13 protein-coding genes are annotated in these 13,799 nt (G+C 72.0%); all 13 read left to right on the top strand.

Annotation, left to right across the window (positions count from 1 at the left end):
* Window positions 1-17: 17 nt before the first annotated feature.
* The 13 genes from ACIBI4_RS01050 to ACIBI4_RS00990 all read left to right on the top strand — a co-directional run bounded on the left by ACIBI4_RS01050 (window position 18) and on the right by ACIBI4_RS00990 (window position 13,797).
* Complete coding sequence (locus ACIBI4_RS01050; RefSeq protein WP_399201387.1) at window positions 18-980, top strand: DUF2877 domain-containing protein; 963 nt, start codon at window positions 18-20, stop codon at window positions 978-980.
* Window positions 977-2,524 carry an acyl-CoA synthetase FdrA gene (gene fdrA, locus ACIBI4_RS01045; protein ID WP_399201386.1) on the top strand — a complete coding sequence of 516 codons (1,548 nt, stop codon included), beginning with the start codon at window positions 977-979 and terminating at the stop codon, window positions 2,522-2,524. Before ACIBI4_RS01050 ends, fdrA begins: the two co-directional genes overlap by 4 nt.
* On the top strand, window positions 2,521-3,963 hold the full coding sequence (locus ACIBI4_RS01040; protein WP_399201385.1) for a DUF1116 domain-containing protein: 1,443 nt from the start codon (window positions 2,521-2,523) through the stop codon (window positions 3,961-3,963). The genes fdrA and ACIBI4_RS01040 overlap by 4 nt, the downstream gene beginning before the upstream one ends.
* 37 nt (window positions 3,964-4,000) lie before the next feature.
* Entirely contained in the window at window positions 4,001-5,344 is a 1,344-nt protein-coding gene (locus ACIBI4_RS01035; protein WP_399201384.1) for a cytosine permease, read from the top strand.
* A gap of 169 nt (window positions 5,345-5,513) precedes the next feature.
* The gene (locus ACIBI4_RS01030) at window positions 5,514-6,419 is read left to right on the top strand and encodes a S41 family peptidase (protein WP_399201383.1); all 906 of its coding nucleotides are present in this window, start codon (window positions 5,514-5,516) and stop codon (window positions 6,417-6,419) included.
* A 43-nt stretch (window positions 6,420-6,462) separates the two neighbouring features.
* Window positions 6,463-7,110: an alpha-ketoglutarate-dependent dioxygenase AlkB family protein gene (locus ACIBI4_RS01025; protein ID WP_399201381.1), complete on the top strand. Its 648-nt coding sequence runs from the start codon at window positions 6,463-6,465 to the stop codon at window positions 7,108-7,110.
* Window positions 7,111-7,201: 91 nt separating this feature from the next.
* A complete protein-coding gene (gene yidD / locus ACIBI4_RS01020) occupies window positions 7,202-7,687 on the top strand; it encodes a membrane protein insertion efficiency factor YidD (RefSeq protein ID WP_399201380.1) in 486 nt (161 codons plus the stop codon).
* A gap of 39 nt (window positions 7,688-7,726) precedes the next feature.
* Entirely contained in the window at window positions 7,727-8,956 is a 1,230-nt protein-coding gene (locus ACIBI4_RS01015; RefSeq protein ID WP_399201379.1) for an ROK family protein, read from the top strand.
* Between the two features lie 23 nt (window positions 8,957-8,979).
* Complete coding sequence (locus tag ACIBI4_RS01010; RefSeq protein WP_399201378.1) at window positions 8,980-9,402, top strand: signal peptidase I; 423 nt, start codon at window positions 8,980-8,982, stop codon at window positions 9,400-9,402.
* A 9-nt stretch (window positions 9,403-9,411) separates the two neighbouring features.
* A complete protein-coding gene (locus ACIBI4_RS01005) occupies window positions 9,412-9,939 on the top strand; it encodes an SMI1/KNR4 family protein (RefSeq protein WP_399201377.1) in 528 nt (175 codons plus the stop codon).
* Between the two features lie 215 nt (window positions 9,940-10,154).
* Window positions 10,155-10,448 (top strand): SHOCT domain-containing protein, encoded by a 294-nt coding sequence (locus ACIBI4_RS01000; protein ID WP_399201375.1) that lies wholly within the window; start codon window positions 10,155-10,157, stop codon window positions 10,446-10,448.
* The gene (locus tag ACIBI4_RS00995; protein WP_399201374.1) at window positions 10,445-11,236 is read left to right on the top strand and encodes an ABC transporter ATP-binding protein; all 792 of its coding nucleotides are present in this window, start codon (window positions 10,445-10,447) and stop codon (window positions 11,234-11,236) included. Before ACIBI4_RS01000 ends, ACIBI4_RS00995 begins: the two co-directional genes overlap by 4 nt.
* Complete coding sequence (locus ACIBI4_RS00990; RefSeq protein WP_399201373.1) at window positions 11,233-13,797, top strand: ABC transporter permease; 2,565 nt, start codon at window positions 11,233-11,235, stop codon at window positions 13,795-13,797. The genes ACIBI4_RS00995 and ACIBI4_RS00990 overlap by 4 nt, the downstream gene beginning before the upstream one ends.
* The last annotated feature ends 2 nt before the right edge of the window (window positions 13,798-13,799 follow it).

Genomic DNA, 13,799 nt, shown 5'->3' with positions numbered 1-13,799 from the left:
GAGAGGAGGTGCCGCGGATGTCCCGCTTGGAGTCGATACCCGCTGCGGCCCCGCACATCGCACACCGGACCGGCGCCCCGCTCGTCCTGCCGGTCGAATCGGGCGACGCGGCGCTGCTGCGCACCCTGCGCACCACCGTCGGAGAGGGCCGCGTCCACTCGGTCTTCACCCGCGTCGTGAACGTCCTCACCCCCGACGGACTGCTGATCGCCCTCGCCGCCTGGGACGCCGGGCACGCACCCCGCACCCTCACCACAGACGTCACCGACTGGACGGGATGCGGCCTCGCGGCAGGCCAGCGCGTCACCTTCGACCGGGGAGTCCTGACCCTCGACGTACCCGGCAGGCCGCTGCGGCTCGCCCTGGACGGCGCCCAGGCCTGGAACCCGGACACCCCCTCCCTCGCCCACCTCGGCCTCGGGCGGTTCGCGGAATGCGCCGCGTACCTGGACTGCCTCAACCGGCTGCACGGCCCCTACGGCGGGATGCTCGGCGCCGCGCGCGACGCCGGCCCCATGGAGCGCGCCGTCGCCGCCGCGCTCGCCGACGGCCGTACGCGCTTCATCGCCGCCGTCCGCACCGGTGAGCCCGCAGCCCTGCGGACCGCGGTCCTCGCCCTCCTCGGCCTCGGCCCCGGACTCACCCCAGCCGGTGACGACTTCCTCACCGGAGCGGCGCTCATCGCCGCGCTCCCCGGCAGCGCGCTCGGCGCGCTCATCCCCGTACTGCAGGACGTCCTCGACACCCACCCCGAGCGCACCACCGACCTGTCCCTCGCCACCCTGCGCGAGGCGACGGACGGCCGGGCGCGCGCCGAAGTCCTTGACGTACTGCGGCTGCTGGCCGACGAAGCCGACCCGCAGCAGCTCGACGTTCCTGTCCGCAAGGTGCTGGCCGTCGGCCACACCTCGGGCAGCGACACCCTGTCCGGTCTGATCGCCGGGCTCCACCTGGAAGAAGAACTGCGAGGTTCGCTGTGAGCACCACAGCAGTCGTACGGAAGAACACGTACTTCGACTCCGTGTCCCTGATGTCCGTCTCGACCAAGGCCAACGGCCTGGACGGGGTGGAGCAGGCGTTCACCGCCATGGGCACCGAGATGAACAAGGGGGTCCTGGACAATCTGGGGCTGCTCACCGATGAGCTGCGCGAAGCGGGCAGCGGTGACCTCATGATCGTCCTGGTCGCCGAGGCAGGCGCCGACACCGAGGCGCTGCTCGCCGAGATCGAGGACCTGCTGCACCGCAAGGCCCCCGCGTCGGCCGAAGCGGGCGCGGTCACCTACCGCACCATCGCGAGCGCCGCCCAGGGCGTCGAGGGCTCGAACCTCGCGGTGATCGCCGTCAACGGCGCGTACGCCGCGCGCGAGGCCCGCAAGGCCCTCGAAAACGGTCTGCACGTCATGCTGTTCAGCGACAACGTGGCCGTCGAGGACGAGGTCGCCCTCAAGGAACTCGCCCACGACAAGGGCCTGTTCATGATGGGACCCGACTGCGGCACCGCCATCATCAACAACGTCGCCCTCTGCTTCGGCAACAAGGTGCGCCCCGGCTCCGTCGGCATCGTCGCCGCGTCCGGCACCGGCTCGCAGGAGGTCAGCGTCCGCGTGCACGCCCTCGGCGGCGGTGTCTCGCAGCTGATCGGCACCGGCGGCCGCGACCTCAGCGAGGAGGTCGGCGGCATCATGATGACCGACGGCATCCGCGCGCTCGCCGCGGACCCGGCCACCGAGGTCATCGTCCTCGTCTCCAAGCCGCCGGCCGCCTCCGTCGAGAAGAAGGTCCTCGCCGAGGTCGCCGCCGCGGGCAAGCCCGTCGTCGTCTACTTCATCGGCGGCTCCGAGGAGGCGGTCACCGCCGCCGGCGGCCACTTCGCCTCCGGCAGCCTCGACGCCGCCCGCCAGGCCGTCGCGCTCGCGGGCGTCGAGGCCACCGACACCGACGCGTTCGACGCCGTACAGGCCGCCGCCGATGTGGCCGCCCGCCTCGCCGACGGCCAGCGCTACGTCCGCGGTCTGTTCTGCGGCGGCACGCTCTGCGACGAGACCATGTACGCGGTCCGTGACGCCGGGCTCGACGTGTGGAGCAACATCCAGAAGGACCCCGCGTTCCGCCTGACCGCGGCGGCCGACAGCAAGGGCCACACCTTCCTCGACTTCGGCGACGACGACTTCACCAACGGCCGTCCGCACCCGATGATCGACCCCACGCCGCGCCTGGAGCGCCTGGTCGCCGAGGCCCGTGACCCCGAAGTCGCCGCCGTCGTCATGGACTTCGTGCTCGGCTTCGGCTCCCACGAGGACCCGGTCGGCACGACCCTGCCCGCGATCGTGGAGGCGCAGCGCATCGCCCAGGAGGCCGGCCGCCACCTGGAGATCATCGCGTACGTCCTCGGCACCGACCTGGACACGCCGTCCGTCGCCGCCCAGACCGCGGCCCTGGTCGCCGCCGGCGTCACCGTCACCCGCAGCAGCACCGAGACGGGCCAGTTCGCCCGTGAGATCGCGAAGAAGGCACAGGCATGAGCACCGAGACTCCCGAACTCACCCCGGCCGCCGCCCTGTTCGCGGGCGACCTGAACGTCGTCAACGTGGGTCTCGCCATGTTCGACGCCGACATCAACGCCCAGGGCGCCCGCGTCACGACCCTCGACTGGACCCCGCCGGGCGGCGGCGACATCGAGGCCACACGCGCCCTCGACATCCTGGACCGCCCCGACCTCGCCGAGAAGATCGAGGCCGCCAACGCCGAGGCCGTCGAGCGCATCACGTCCGCACGGCCGATGCTCGTCGGCTTCGGCCGCGCGCTCGAAGTGGTCCCCGGCATGACCGCGACCACGATCCTGCACTCCGGCCCGCCCATCACCTGGGACCGGATGAACGGCCCGATGAAGGGAGCCGTCACCGGCGCCATCGTCTTCGAGGGTCTCGCCAAGGACCTCGACGAGGCCGCCGAGGTCGCCGCCTCCGGGCAGATCACCTTCCGGCCCTGCCACGAGGCCAACTCGGTCGGCTCGATGGCCGGTGTCACCTCCGCGTCGATGTACGTGCACATCGTCAAGAACGAGACCCACGGCAACATCGCGTACACCAACCTGTCCGAGCAGATGGCCAAGATCCTGCGGATGGGCGCCAACGACCAGAGCGTCATCGACCGCCTGATCTGGATGCGGGACGTCTTCGGCCCGATGCTCAAGGAGGCCGTCGAGTTCACCGGCCCCATCGACCTGCGGCTGCTGCTCTCGCAGGCCATCCACATGGGCGACGAGTGCCACAACCGCAACGGCGCCGGCACCCTGCTCCTCTTCCAGGCCCTGGCCCCCGGCCTGCTCCAGTCGTCGTTCACGACCGAGCAGAAGAAGGAGGTCTTCGACTTCGTAGCGTCCTCCGACTACTTCTCCGGTCCGACCTGGATGGCGATGGCCAAGGCCGCCCTCGACGCCGCCAACGGCGTGGAGAACTCCACGGTCCTGACCACGATGGCGCGCAACGGAGTCGACTTCGGCATCCGCGTCGCGGGTCTGCCGGGCCAGTGGTTCACCGGTCCCGCGCAGAAGGTCGTCGGCCCGATGTTCGCCGGCTACAAGCCCGAGGACTCCGGCCTCGACATCGGCGACTCGGCCATCACCGAGACGTACGGCTTCGGCGGGTTCGCCATGTCGGCGGCGCCTGCGATCGTCGCCCTCGTCGGCGGCACCGTCGCCGAGGCCATGCAGTACACGCGGGACATGGGCGAGATCACCACGGCTGCCAACGCCAACGTGACCATCCCGGCCCTCGACTTCCAGGGCCTGCCCACCGGCATCGACGTCCGCAAGGTCATCGACACCGGGATCCTGCCGATCATCAACACGGCCATCGCCCACAAGGACGCGGGCATCGGCATGATCGGCGCGGGCATCACGCACCCGCCGGCCGAGGCCTTCACCAAGGCGGCGACCGCCCTCGCCGACGCCCTCGCCTGAGCCGCGAGCGCCGACCAGGAAGCCCGGATGAACCCCGATGAACACTGAATCCCGCAAAGACGCGGAACTCGACGGCACCGCCGTGACCGCGGCCGATCCGGCCGCACGGGAACTCGACCCCGAGTACGAGCACTCCCCGGTCCCGGTGGAGAGCCGCAAGTCGCTCCTGACGGTCTCGGCCGTCTGGTTCGGATTCCCCATGATCCTGACCAATGCCGTGCCCGGTGGCGTCGTCGTCGCCATGCTGGGCTTTTGGCGCGGACTCGCCGCCATCGCGGTGGCGAACCTGGTGATGCTGCTCTACGTGGGCATCCTCAGCCACCGCGCGGGCAAGACCGGCGAGTCCTTCTCGCTGCAGGCCACCCGCACCTTCGGCCGCGCAGGGTACGTCGTCGCCTCGGCGTTCCTCGCGACGGTCGTCGTCGGCTGGTTCGCGTTCAACACCGGCGCCACCGGTGCGACGCTGCACCAGGCCTTCGGCTGGCACGAGCAACTGGTCGCGGTCCTGGCCGGGTTGGGCTTCATAGCCCTGACCTACCTCGGCATCAAGGCCCTGTCCTGGCTCGGCGCCGTCGCGGCACCCCTCTTCGTGATCGCGGGCGTCATCGCGCTCGTCATCGTCGCCCGCGACCACAACCTCGGCGCGGTCTTCTCGTACGAGGGCGTCGGCGGCAACGTGACGATCACCTTCGGCGCCGCGGTGTCGATGATGATGGCCACCTTCGCCGACTCGGGCACCATGACAGCGGACTTCACCCGCTGGTCGAAGAACGGCCGCCAGGCCGTCTACGCCACCATGAGTGCCTTCCCGGTGGCGAGCGTCATCGCGCAGGTCACCGGCGGTCTCGTCGTGGCGGCCGGTGCGGTCGCCGCCCCGGCGACAGCGGGCGGCGACTTCCTGCCGATCCTCACCGGCGAGAACTCCGGCATCCTCAACGTGCTCGCCGCGGTCTTCGTCTTCGTGAACCTCGGTTCGGTGTGCAGCCACTGCCTCTACAACGGGGCGCTCGGCTGGTCGCACCTCACGGGCCGCACCATGCGCATGATGACGCTCGTGCTCGGCGTCATCGGCACCCTGGCCGCCCTCGCGGGCGTCTGGAACCACTTCCTGGACTGGCTGGTCATCCTCAGCGTGTTCGTGCCGCCGCTCGGCGGTGTGCTGATCGCCGACCAGTTCTTCGCCCGCGGCGGCCGCACCGCCATGGACGACCGGCCGACGATGACCGTCCGTCCCACGGCCTTCGTGGCCTGGGCGATCGGCGCCGCGGCTGCCGGTGTCGCGCACTGGTGGGCACCCCAGCTCTCCGACGCGATCACCGGACTCGTCGTGGCGGTCCTCGCATACGCCCTCCTGGAACGGGTCGGCCGCCGCACGGCCTGATCCGGATCCCGTAGGACGAGGCGGGTCCCGCACGACCCGCCGGGGAGCGCCCGGGCCCCGTCCGGCCCGCCGCTCCGGAAGGACGAAGCGCCCCTGTCACCTCAGGCAGGGGCGTTTCGTCTGTCCGAACTCTGGGACAGGTGTGCGAGTCCGGTGATCTACTCCATGCATGACCACTACAACCGCCTTTGAAGCCGCTCCCGTTGTCGAGGAGACGACCCGCCTGCTGGCCGAGCACTACGCCTTCCCCGAGGTGGCCGGGCAACTCGTCGACCTGCTCCGACGACGCCTCGCCGAAGGCGCGTACGACGTCGGCAGTGCGGAAGAACTCGTCGGTCCGCTCACCGAGGACCTGCAGTCCGTCAACGGCGACCGACACCTCCGGCTGATCCACCACGCCGACCGCGTACCGACGAAGAAGGGCGCGGCGAACATGGAGGCGATGCGCCGCGACTTCGACACCTCGCTGGGCGGTGCGCCACGCGTCGAGCTGCTCGACGGGGGAGTGGCCCTGGTCGAGCTGGCGCCGATGCTGTTCCCGCTGGACTGGGCCGCCGAACCGGTGAGTGCGGCCCTCACCTTGGCCTCACGCGCCCAGGCGCTGATCGTGGACCTCCGCGCCAACCTGGGCGGCGACCCGGACACCGTCGCATTCGTCTGCAGTCACCTCCTCGACCGGCGCACCCACCTCAACTCCATGTACTGGCGCAAGGGCGACCGCACCGAACAGTCCTGGAGCCTCCCGCACGTTCCCGGCGCGCGCTTCGGAGGCAGCAAGCCGGTCTACGTGCTGACCGCCGCGAACACCTTCTCCGCCGCAGAGGAGCTGGCGTACGACCTGCAGCAGCTCGGCCGCGCCGTGATCGTCGGCGAGCCGACCCGCGGCGGAGCGCACCCGCGGGACGGCTGGACGGTGCACCCGCACCTGGAAGCCAGCATCCCGGTCGGCCGCGCCATCAACCCGGTCTCCGGTACGAACTGGGAGGGCACGGGAGTGCAGCCGGACGTGTCCTGCCCCGCCGCCGAGGCCCTCGACCGCGCCCACAAGCTGGCCCTCGCCCGGCTGACGGACTGATCCCTGCGCCTGCCGCTTCGGGACCGGGGCGCATGATGGAGCCATGAGCGAGCTGTTCCCCCGTGACCGCACCGAGGTCGCACCGGGCGCCGTGCATCTGCCCGACTGGCTCGGTGCGGCCGGACAGCGCGAGCTCCTGGACCGCTGCCGCGCCTGGGCCCGGCCACCGGCCGGGCTGCGCGAGGTCAGCACGCCCGGGGGCGGCCGCATGTCGGTGCGTCAGTTCGGCCTCGGCTGGCACTGGTTCCCGTACGGCTACGCGCGCACCGCCGTCGACGGCGACGGCGCCCCGGTCAAACCGATGCCGCAGGAACTCGTCGACCTCGCCCGCCGCACGGCAACGGCGGCCCTGGGCGAGGACTTCTCCGAAGCCCCGTACGACATCGCGCTGATCAACTTCTACGACGCCGACGCCCGCATGGGCATGCACCGTGACCAGGACGAGAAGTCCCTTGCCCCGGTCGTCTCGCTCAGCCTGGGCGACACCTGTGTGTTCCGCTTCGGCAATACGGAGAGCAGGGCGAAGCCGTACACCGACGTGGAACTGCGCAGCGGTGACGCGTTCGTGTTCGGGGGGCCGGCACGGCTCGCGTTCCACGGAGTGCCGAAAGTGCATGCGGGGACGGGGCCGCCGGAGCTCGGGCTGAGCGGACGGGTCAACCTCACGTTGAGGGTCAGCGGGATGGTCTGAGCCGGCGTGAGCCCGTTCCCTTCGGGGCGCGAAGGGCGAGGTCAGCCGTCCGGAAGTGCCGTGTAGCGTTCCGTTGGTCAGGTGAACGGATGTGGGCGACACGGGGGCGTACATGGGGGACCGGTCCGAGCCGCGCAAGCTCCGGCACGGCTACAGCGCCAGACCGCAGCGCCGGCGCTCCGACGACGAGGGCTGTGTGGCGGGCTGCCTGGACACGCACCTGTGGTGGTCCCAGGTGCGTAGCTGCTGCCCCTGCAACTGGGGTGCACTCGCCGGTCTCTTCCTCCTCGCCGTGCACCCCGTCGGCCCGGCGGCCCGCACCCCCGACCCTGCGGCGCCCCGTCCTGCGGGCCGCGCGGCAGGTCTGCTGTACGGGGCAGTCCGCCGCTACCGCGCCGACATCAGCCCGCGCGCCCCGGCCGCCTGCCGGTACACGCCGACTTGCTCCACGTACGCCATCAAGGCCCTGCACCGCCACGGCGCACTCCGCGGAACCTGGCTCACGCTCCGGCGCCTGCTGCGCTGCCGTCCGGGTGCCGCGCCCCGCGGCAGCTTCGATCCGGTACCCGGGAAGTAGCGGGCCGCCCGGCGTGCGGATCATGGGAGACTCGGCCCCATGAACGGCAAGGCGGCCCCCAGCGAAGCGCGGCCCGGCTCCGTGCGCTCCCGGCCGGACCGAGGGCGCGGAGCGCTCGGACCCGCCCTCGAACTGGTGCACACGGGGCGCGCCCCCACGCGTTCCGTCCTCACAGCGGAGCTGGGTGTCACCCGCGCCACCGCCGGAGTCGTGGCCGCGGAACTGGAAGCACTCGGGCTGATCACCGTCGAGCCGGGCGCCGCGGGCGGTTCGCAGGGGCGGCCCTCGCACCGGCTCACCGTCGCCGAGGAAGGTCCGGTCGTCCTGGCCGCGCAGGTGCACGCCGATGGATACCGGGCCGCGCTCGTCGGCCTGGGCGGCCGGATCGTCGCGACCACGCCCGGCTGCGAGGTCGTCGACCCCGATCCCGAGCAGGTGATCGGCGCAGTCGTGGACGCGGGCGCCGAACTGCTCGCCGCGTCGGGCCGGCACTGCGCCGGCGCCGGGCTCGCCGTGCCGTCCGCCGTCGAGGACCCCGAAGGGCTCGCCCTCAACCCGCTGCACCTCGCGTGGCCCGCCGGCGCCCCCGTACGCCGGATCTTCGCCGAACGCGTCGCGGCCGCGGGCCTCGACGTCCCCGCGTTCACCGGCAATGACGTCAACCTCGCCGCACTCGCCGAACACCGCCACGGAGCGGGCCGCGGCGCAGCGCACCTGCTCTGTGTCGCCACCGGCCACCGCGGCGTCGGCGGTGCGCTCGTCCTCGACGGCCGTCTGCACACGGGCAGTTCGGGCCTCGCCCTCGAAGTCGGCCACCTCACCGTCAACCCCGAGGGCCGCCCCTGTCACTGCGGCAGCCGCGGCTGCCTGGACGTCGAGGCCGACCCCCTGGCCTTCCTCACCGCGGCCGGACGCACGCCGGGCCCGGAGGTCTCCCTGCTCCGGCAATCCACGGACCTCCTGCGCGGCTCGTACCACGACCCCCAAGTCCGTTTCGCCGCCGAGGAGTTGATCGACCGCCTCGGCCTGGGCCTCGCCGGACTCGTCAACATCCTCAACCCCGACCGGATCATCCTCGGCGGCCTGCACCGCGCCCTGCTCGACGCGGACCCGGACCGGCTCCGCGCGGTGGTCGCCGACCGCAGCCTGTGGGGCCGCAGCGGGGGAGTACCCATCCTCGCCTGCACCCTGGACCACAACTCCCTGGTCGGCGCGGCCGAGTTGGCGTGGCAGCCGGTGCTGGACGATCCGATGCGGGTGGCGGTGTGAACCAGAGCGAGCGAGAAGGCGGCATGACTCCGTACGAACAAGAGGGCGGCGCGTTCCACGAGGTCACCGACGGGGTGTACGTGGGACAGGCGGCCCAGGACGCCGCGCTCGACCGCGGCTGGCTCCTCGGCCACTTCAAGGACCCCGCCGACCCGCGCCACTGCGCCGAGCTGGAGATCAAGTGGGGTGTCCACCCGCAGGGCGACACCCGCGCCGCCTGGGCCACAGGCGAAATCCGCACCGCACTCCTCGTCCTCGTCAGCGGCCGCTTCCGGATGGAGTTCCCCGGCCATGACGTGGTGCTCAAGGAGCAGGGAGAGTACGTGATGTGGGGCAAGGGAGTCGACCACTCCTGGTACGCGGAGGAGGAGTCGGTGGTCCTCACGGTGCGGTGGCCTTCGGTGCCGGGGTATCGGGTGGACGCGGGTGTCAGTACCGCTGACTAGCCTGCACGCATGATCACCCCAGAGCAGACCACCGACTTCCCGCCCGCCCTCGCCGCCGTCTCCCGGGTCCGGTTCGACTACGGCGAGGAGGGCGAGGGGGTCGACTTCGAGCCGTACGACGTCTTCGATTCCGCCGAGGAGACCACGGACTGGCTGCGGCACTGGACCGGAAACTTCGAGATCACCGGGGACGCCTACCGCGTCTTCGGCCAGGACGGCGCCGGTGGGCTCGCCGCGATCTGGCTCGTCCGGCCCGGACGTCCCCTGACCGAGCAACCAATCGTGTTCGCCGGGTCGGAGGGCGAGGTGGGAGTCGTGGCCGGGAACCTCTCGGACTTCCTGTGGGTGCTCGCCGACGGCTTCGGACCGAGGGAGGCCGCCCTGTACGCGCAGCGCGAGGCGCGCCCGGACGCCGAGCTCGGCGCGCTCGCCGACCGGCACGCGACGACGCCCCGCAGGCCCGGCCGGGACCTGATCGACGAGGCCAAGGCGGAGTTCCCGACGTTCGAGGAGGACCTCATGGCGCTCTGCCGCTGAGGGGATGGGGGCACGTACTCCCGCGGTGGTAGCGGCTGCGGGTGCCCGCACCAGGGGCCCTAGGGTGCGACCCCTTCCGGACGGCGGCCGCGCCCGATTCCGTACTCCCCGAGGAGCAGCAGAACAGCCGCTGGCCGTACGACGACCCGGACCCCCTCCCGGCGTGAGTCTCGAACCATCACAAGCAGGCGAGACCCACCTGGGAGATGGTTCAGATGCAGACCCTGGCGCATTTCGGCGACGGCGGACCCGGTCCGTGGATCCTGCTCTTCCCGCTCATCTGGGCGGCCGTCGTGATCGGCGGGATCACGCTGCTGCGGCGCACCGTGTGGCGCGGCCGGCGTGAACCCTGGCGTGAGCGGCCCGACGCGCAGAGCCCGATCTCCGTGCTCGGCCACCGGTTCGCCTCCGGTGAGATCGACGAGGACGAGTACTGGCGGCGGCTGACCGTGCTCGAGGAGCAGTTCGGGCGTACCGAGCGCGGCCGTGGCAAGGGCGGTGCGGCATGAGTACCGCCACGGCAACCGCCACCGCGGCCCGGGTCGCCGACGCCGTGAAGGTCTACGGCGCCGGTGACACCGAGGTGAGGGCCCTGGACGGGGTGAGCGTCGACTTCACGGCCGGCCGCTTCACCGCGATCATGGGGCCCTCCGGCTCCGGCAAGTCCACCCTCATGCACTGCGCCGCCGGGCTCGACACGCTCACCTCCGGCGCCGCGTACATCGGCGGTACGGAGCTCGGCGCACTCGACGACAAGCGGCTCACGCTGCTGCGGCGCGACCGGGTCGGCTTCGTGTTCCAGGCCTACAACCTGCTGCCGACGCTGACCGTCGCCGAGAACATCACGCTGCCCATCGACCTGGCGGGCGGCCGCGTGGACCGCGAGTGGACCGACGCGCTCATCGACGTCGTCGGACTCGGCGACCGCCTCCACCACCGCCCTGCCGAGCTCTCCGGCGGACAGCAGCAACGCGTGGCCGTGGCCCGGGCGTTCGCCGGCCGGCCCGATGTGGTCTTCGCCGACGAACCCACCGGCAACCTCGACTCGCGGGCCGGTGAGGAAGTCCTCGGACTGCTCGGACGTGCCGTGCGGCAGATGGACCGCACGGTCGTCATGGTCACCCACGACCCGGTCGCCGCGGCCCACGCCGACGAGGTGATCTTCCTCGCCGACGGGCGTCTGGTCGACCGGATGAGCGCACCCACCGCGGACAAGGTCCTCGACCGGATGAAGGCCTTCGACGCCCGGACCGACCAGTCCGCCCAGCAGGTCCGCTCGGACGGAGGCCCGTCATGAACAGCGCCACCGCGCGGCTCAGTCTCTCCTCGCTGCGCGCCCACAAGCGCCGCTTCGCCGGCACCTTCACCGCGGTCCTGCTCGGGGTCGCCTTCCTCGCGGGCACGCTCCTCATGGGCGACACCCTGAAGGCGAGCTTCGGCTCGATGTTCGGCAACGCCGCCGCCGGTACGGACGCGGTGGTCCGCAGCGCCGACACCATCACCACTCCCGGCGAGACCCAGGGCGTCCGCAGCCCTGTCGACACGGCGCTCGCCGACCGTGTCGCGGACGTGTCCGGCGTGGCCGCCGCGGCGCCCTCCATCCAGGGCGCCGGGCAGCTCGTCGGCAGCAACGGCGACCCGATCGGCGGCGCGGGCCCGCCCACGCTCGCCGGCAACTGGATCGCCGACCCCGAGCTGAATCCGTACCAACTCGCGGAGGGGCGCGCCCCGCAGAAGTCGGGTGAGGTCGTCATCAACAAGGGCGCCGCGAAGACCGGCGACCTGAAGATCGGCGACACGACGACGCTGCGCACACCCGACCCGGTGGACGTGACGATCGTCGGGCTCGCGACCTTCGGCGGCGCGGACGGCATGGCGCAGGTGACCTTCACCGGCATGACCCAGGCCGACGCCGAGAAGTACCTGACGCCGGGGCCCGGTGAAGCCTCCTCGATCTCCGTACGGGCCGGGCCCGGCGTGAGCCAGCAGGAACTCGTGGACGCGCTGGCCCCCGTTCTGCCCGAGGGAGTCGAGGCCATCACCGGCCAGGCGTCCGCGGCCGAGAACACGGACATGATCTCCGGTCAGTTCCTGGACCTCTTCACCACGTTCCTGCTCGTCTTCAGCGGGATCGCGCTGCTCGTCGCGACGTTCTCGATCCACAACACCTTCGCGATCGTCGTTGCCCAGCGCACCCGCGAGAACGCACTGCTGCGGGCGCTGGGCGCGGCCCGCGGCCAGGTCGTGCAGGCCACGCTGATCGAGGCCGCGGCCGTCGCGGTGCTGGCCTCCGCGGCCGGGCTGCTCGGCGGGATCGGCATCGCGGCGGGGCTGCAGGCGCTGTTCCCAGCGATCGGATTCCCCTTCCCCGAGGGCGACTTGGTCATCAAGTCCCTTTCCATGATCCTTCCGCTCGCCGTCGGCATCGTCGTCTGCCTCGGCTCGGCGCTGCTGCCCGCCGTACGGGCCGGGCGCACCGCACCGCTGGCCGCCCTGCGCGAGAGCCAGGTCGACGACTCGGGGGCCTCGCGGCGCCGCGCCGTCATCGGCGGCACGCTGGCCGTGGTGGCTGTGGCCGTCACTCTCGCCGGGGTGCTGCTCAGCCCGTCGCTGTGGCTGGCCGGCACCGGCGCGTTCCTCGCGCTCGTGTCGTTCGTCGTGCTCGGGCCCGTGGCATCGAGCCGCGCGGTACGGATCCTCGGCGGGCCGCTCGACCGGCTGCGCGGTGTGACAGGCGGTCTCGCCCGCCGTAACGCGCTGCGCAGCCCCAAGCGGACCGCCGCGACCGCGAGTGCGCTGATGATCGGGGTCGCGGTCGTCGGACTCTTCACCGTGTTCGCCGCGTCCCTGAAGGCCACGATGGACCAGACCGTCTCCCGCTCCTTCGCGGGCGACGTGGCGGTCAGCGCACCGGCCTTCGGCGCGGGCGGCAGCGGGCTCAGCCCGAAGCTGGCCCCCGCTCTGGCGGAACTGCCCGAGGTCGAGAACGCGGTCGGCCTCGGCCGCGGCGTCGCCGAAGTCGACGGCGCGGGCCGCCAGTTGACGGTCACGGATCCGGCGGGCCTCGCCAAGGGCTTCGACCTGGGCGCCGTCGACGGTGCGCTGAACGACCTCGGCACCGACGGCCTTGCCATGGCCCGCGACGAGGCCGACAGCCGCGGCCTCGCGATCGGCTCGAAGGCCGAGCTCACGTTCACCGACGGCACGAAGCAGCCCTTCACCGTACGGGCCGTCTTCGACCGCTCCGAACTCGCGGGCGACTACGTGATCACCCGCGAGGCCTGGGCACCGCACCGCGCACAGGACTCCGACACGCTGGTCGCGGTGACGTTCAAGGACGGCGTGAGCACGGACACCGCAACCGCGGCGGTCGAGAAGACCGCGGCGTCCTTCGGCGGCCCGGAGGTCCAGACCCGCGACGAGTACGCGCAGTCGGCGGCGGGCGGCATCGACATGATGCTGACGCTGGTCTACGCCCTCCTGGCCCTGGCGGTCCTGATCGCCCTCCTGGGCATCGCCAACACCCTCACGCTGTCGGTCCACGAACGCACCCGCGAACTGGGCCTCCTGCGCGCGGTCGGCCAGACCCGCGCCCAGCTGCGGGCGATGGTCCGCTGGGAGTCGGTCCTGGTCGCCGCGTTCGGCACTGCGGGTGGCCTGGCCCTGGGCACGTTCCTCGGCTGGACCTTGGTCAAGGCCTCGGACGCCGCAAGCGACAGCTCCTTCGCGTTCGCCCTCCCACCGACCCAGTTCACGATCGTGGCCTTGGTCGGCCTGATCGCCGGGGCCCTGGCGGGCCTCCGTCCGGCGCGCAGGGCAGCACGCCTGGATGTGCTGAAGGCGATTGCCACGGAGTAGCG

This window comes from Streptomyces sp. NPDC050418, assembly GCF_044458745.1.
In the GTDB taxonomy this organism is placed as follows: Bacteria; Actinomycetota; Actinomycetes; order Streptomycetales; family Streptomycetaceae; genus Streptomyces.
Note: the sequence above shows the minus strand (reverse complement) of the source record. Positions and strands in the feature narration are given on the sequence as shown.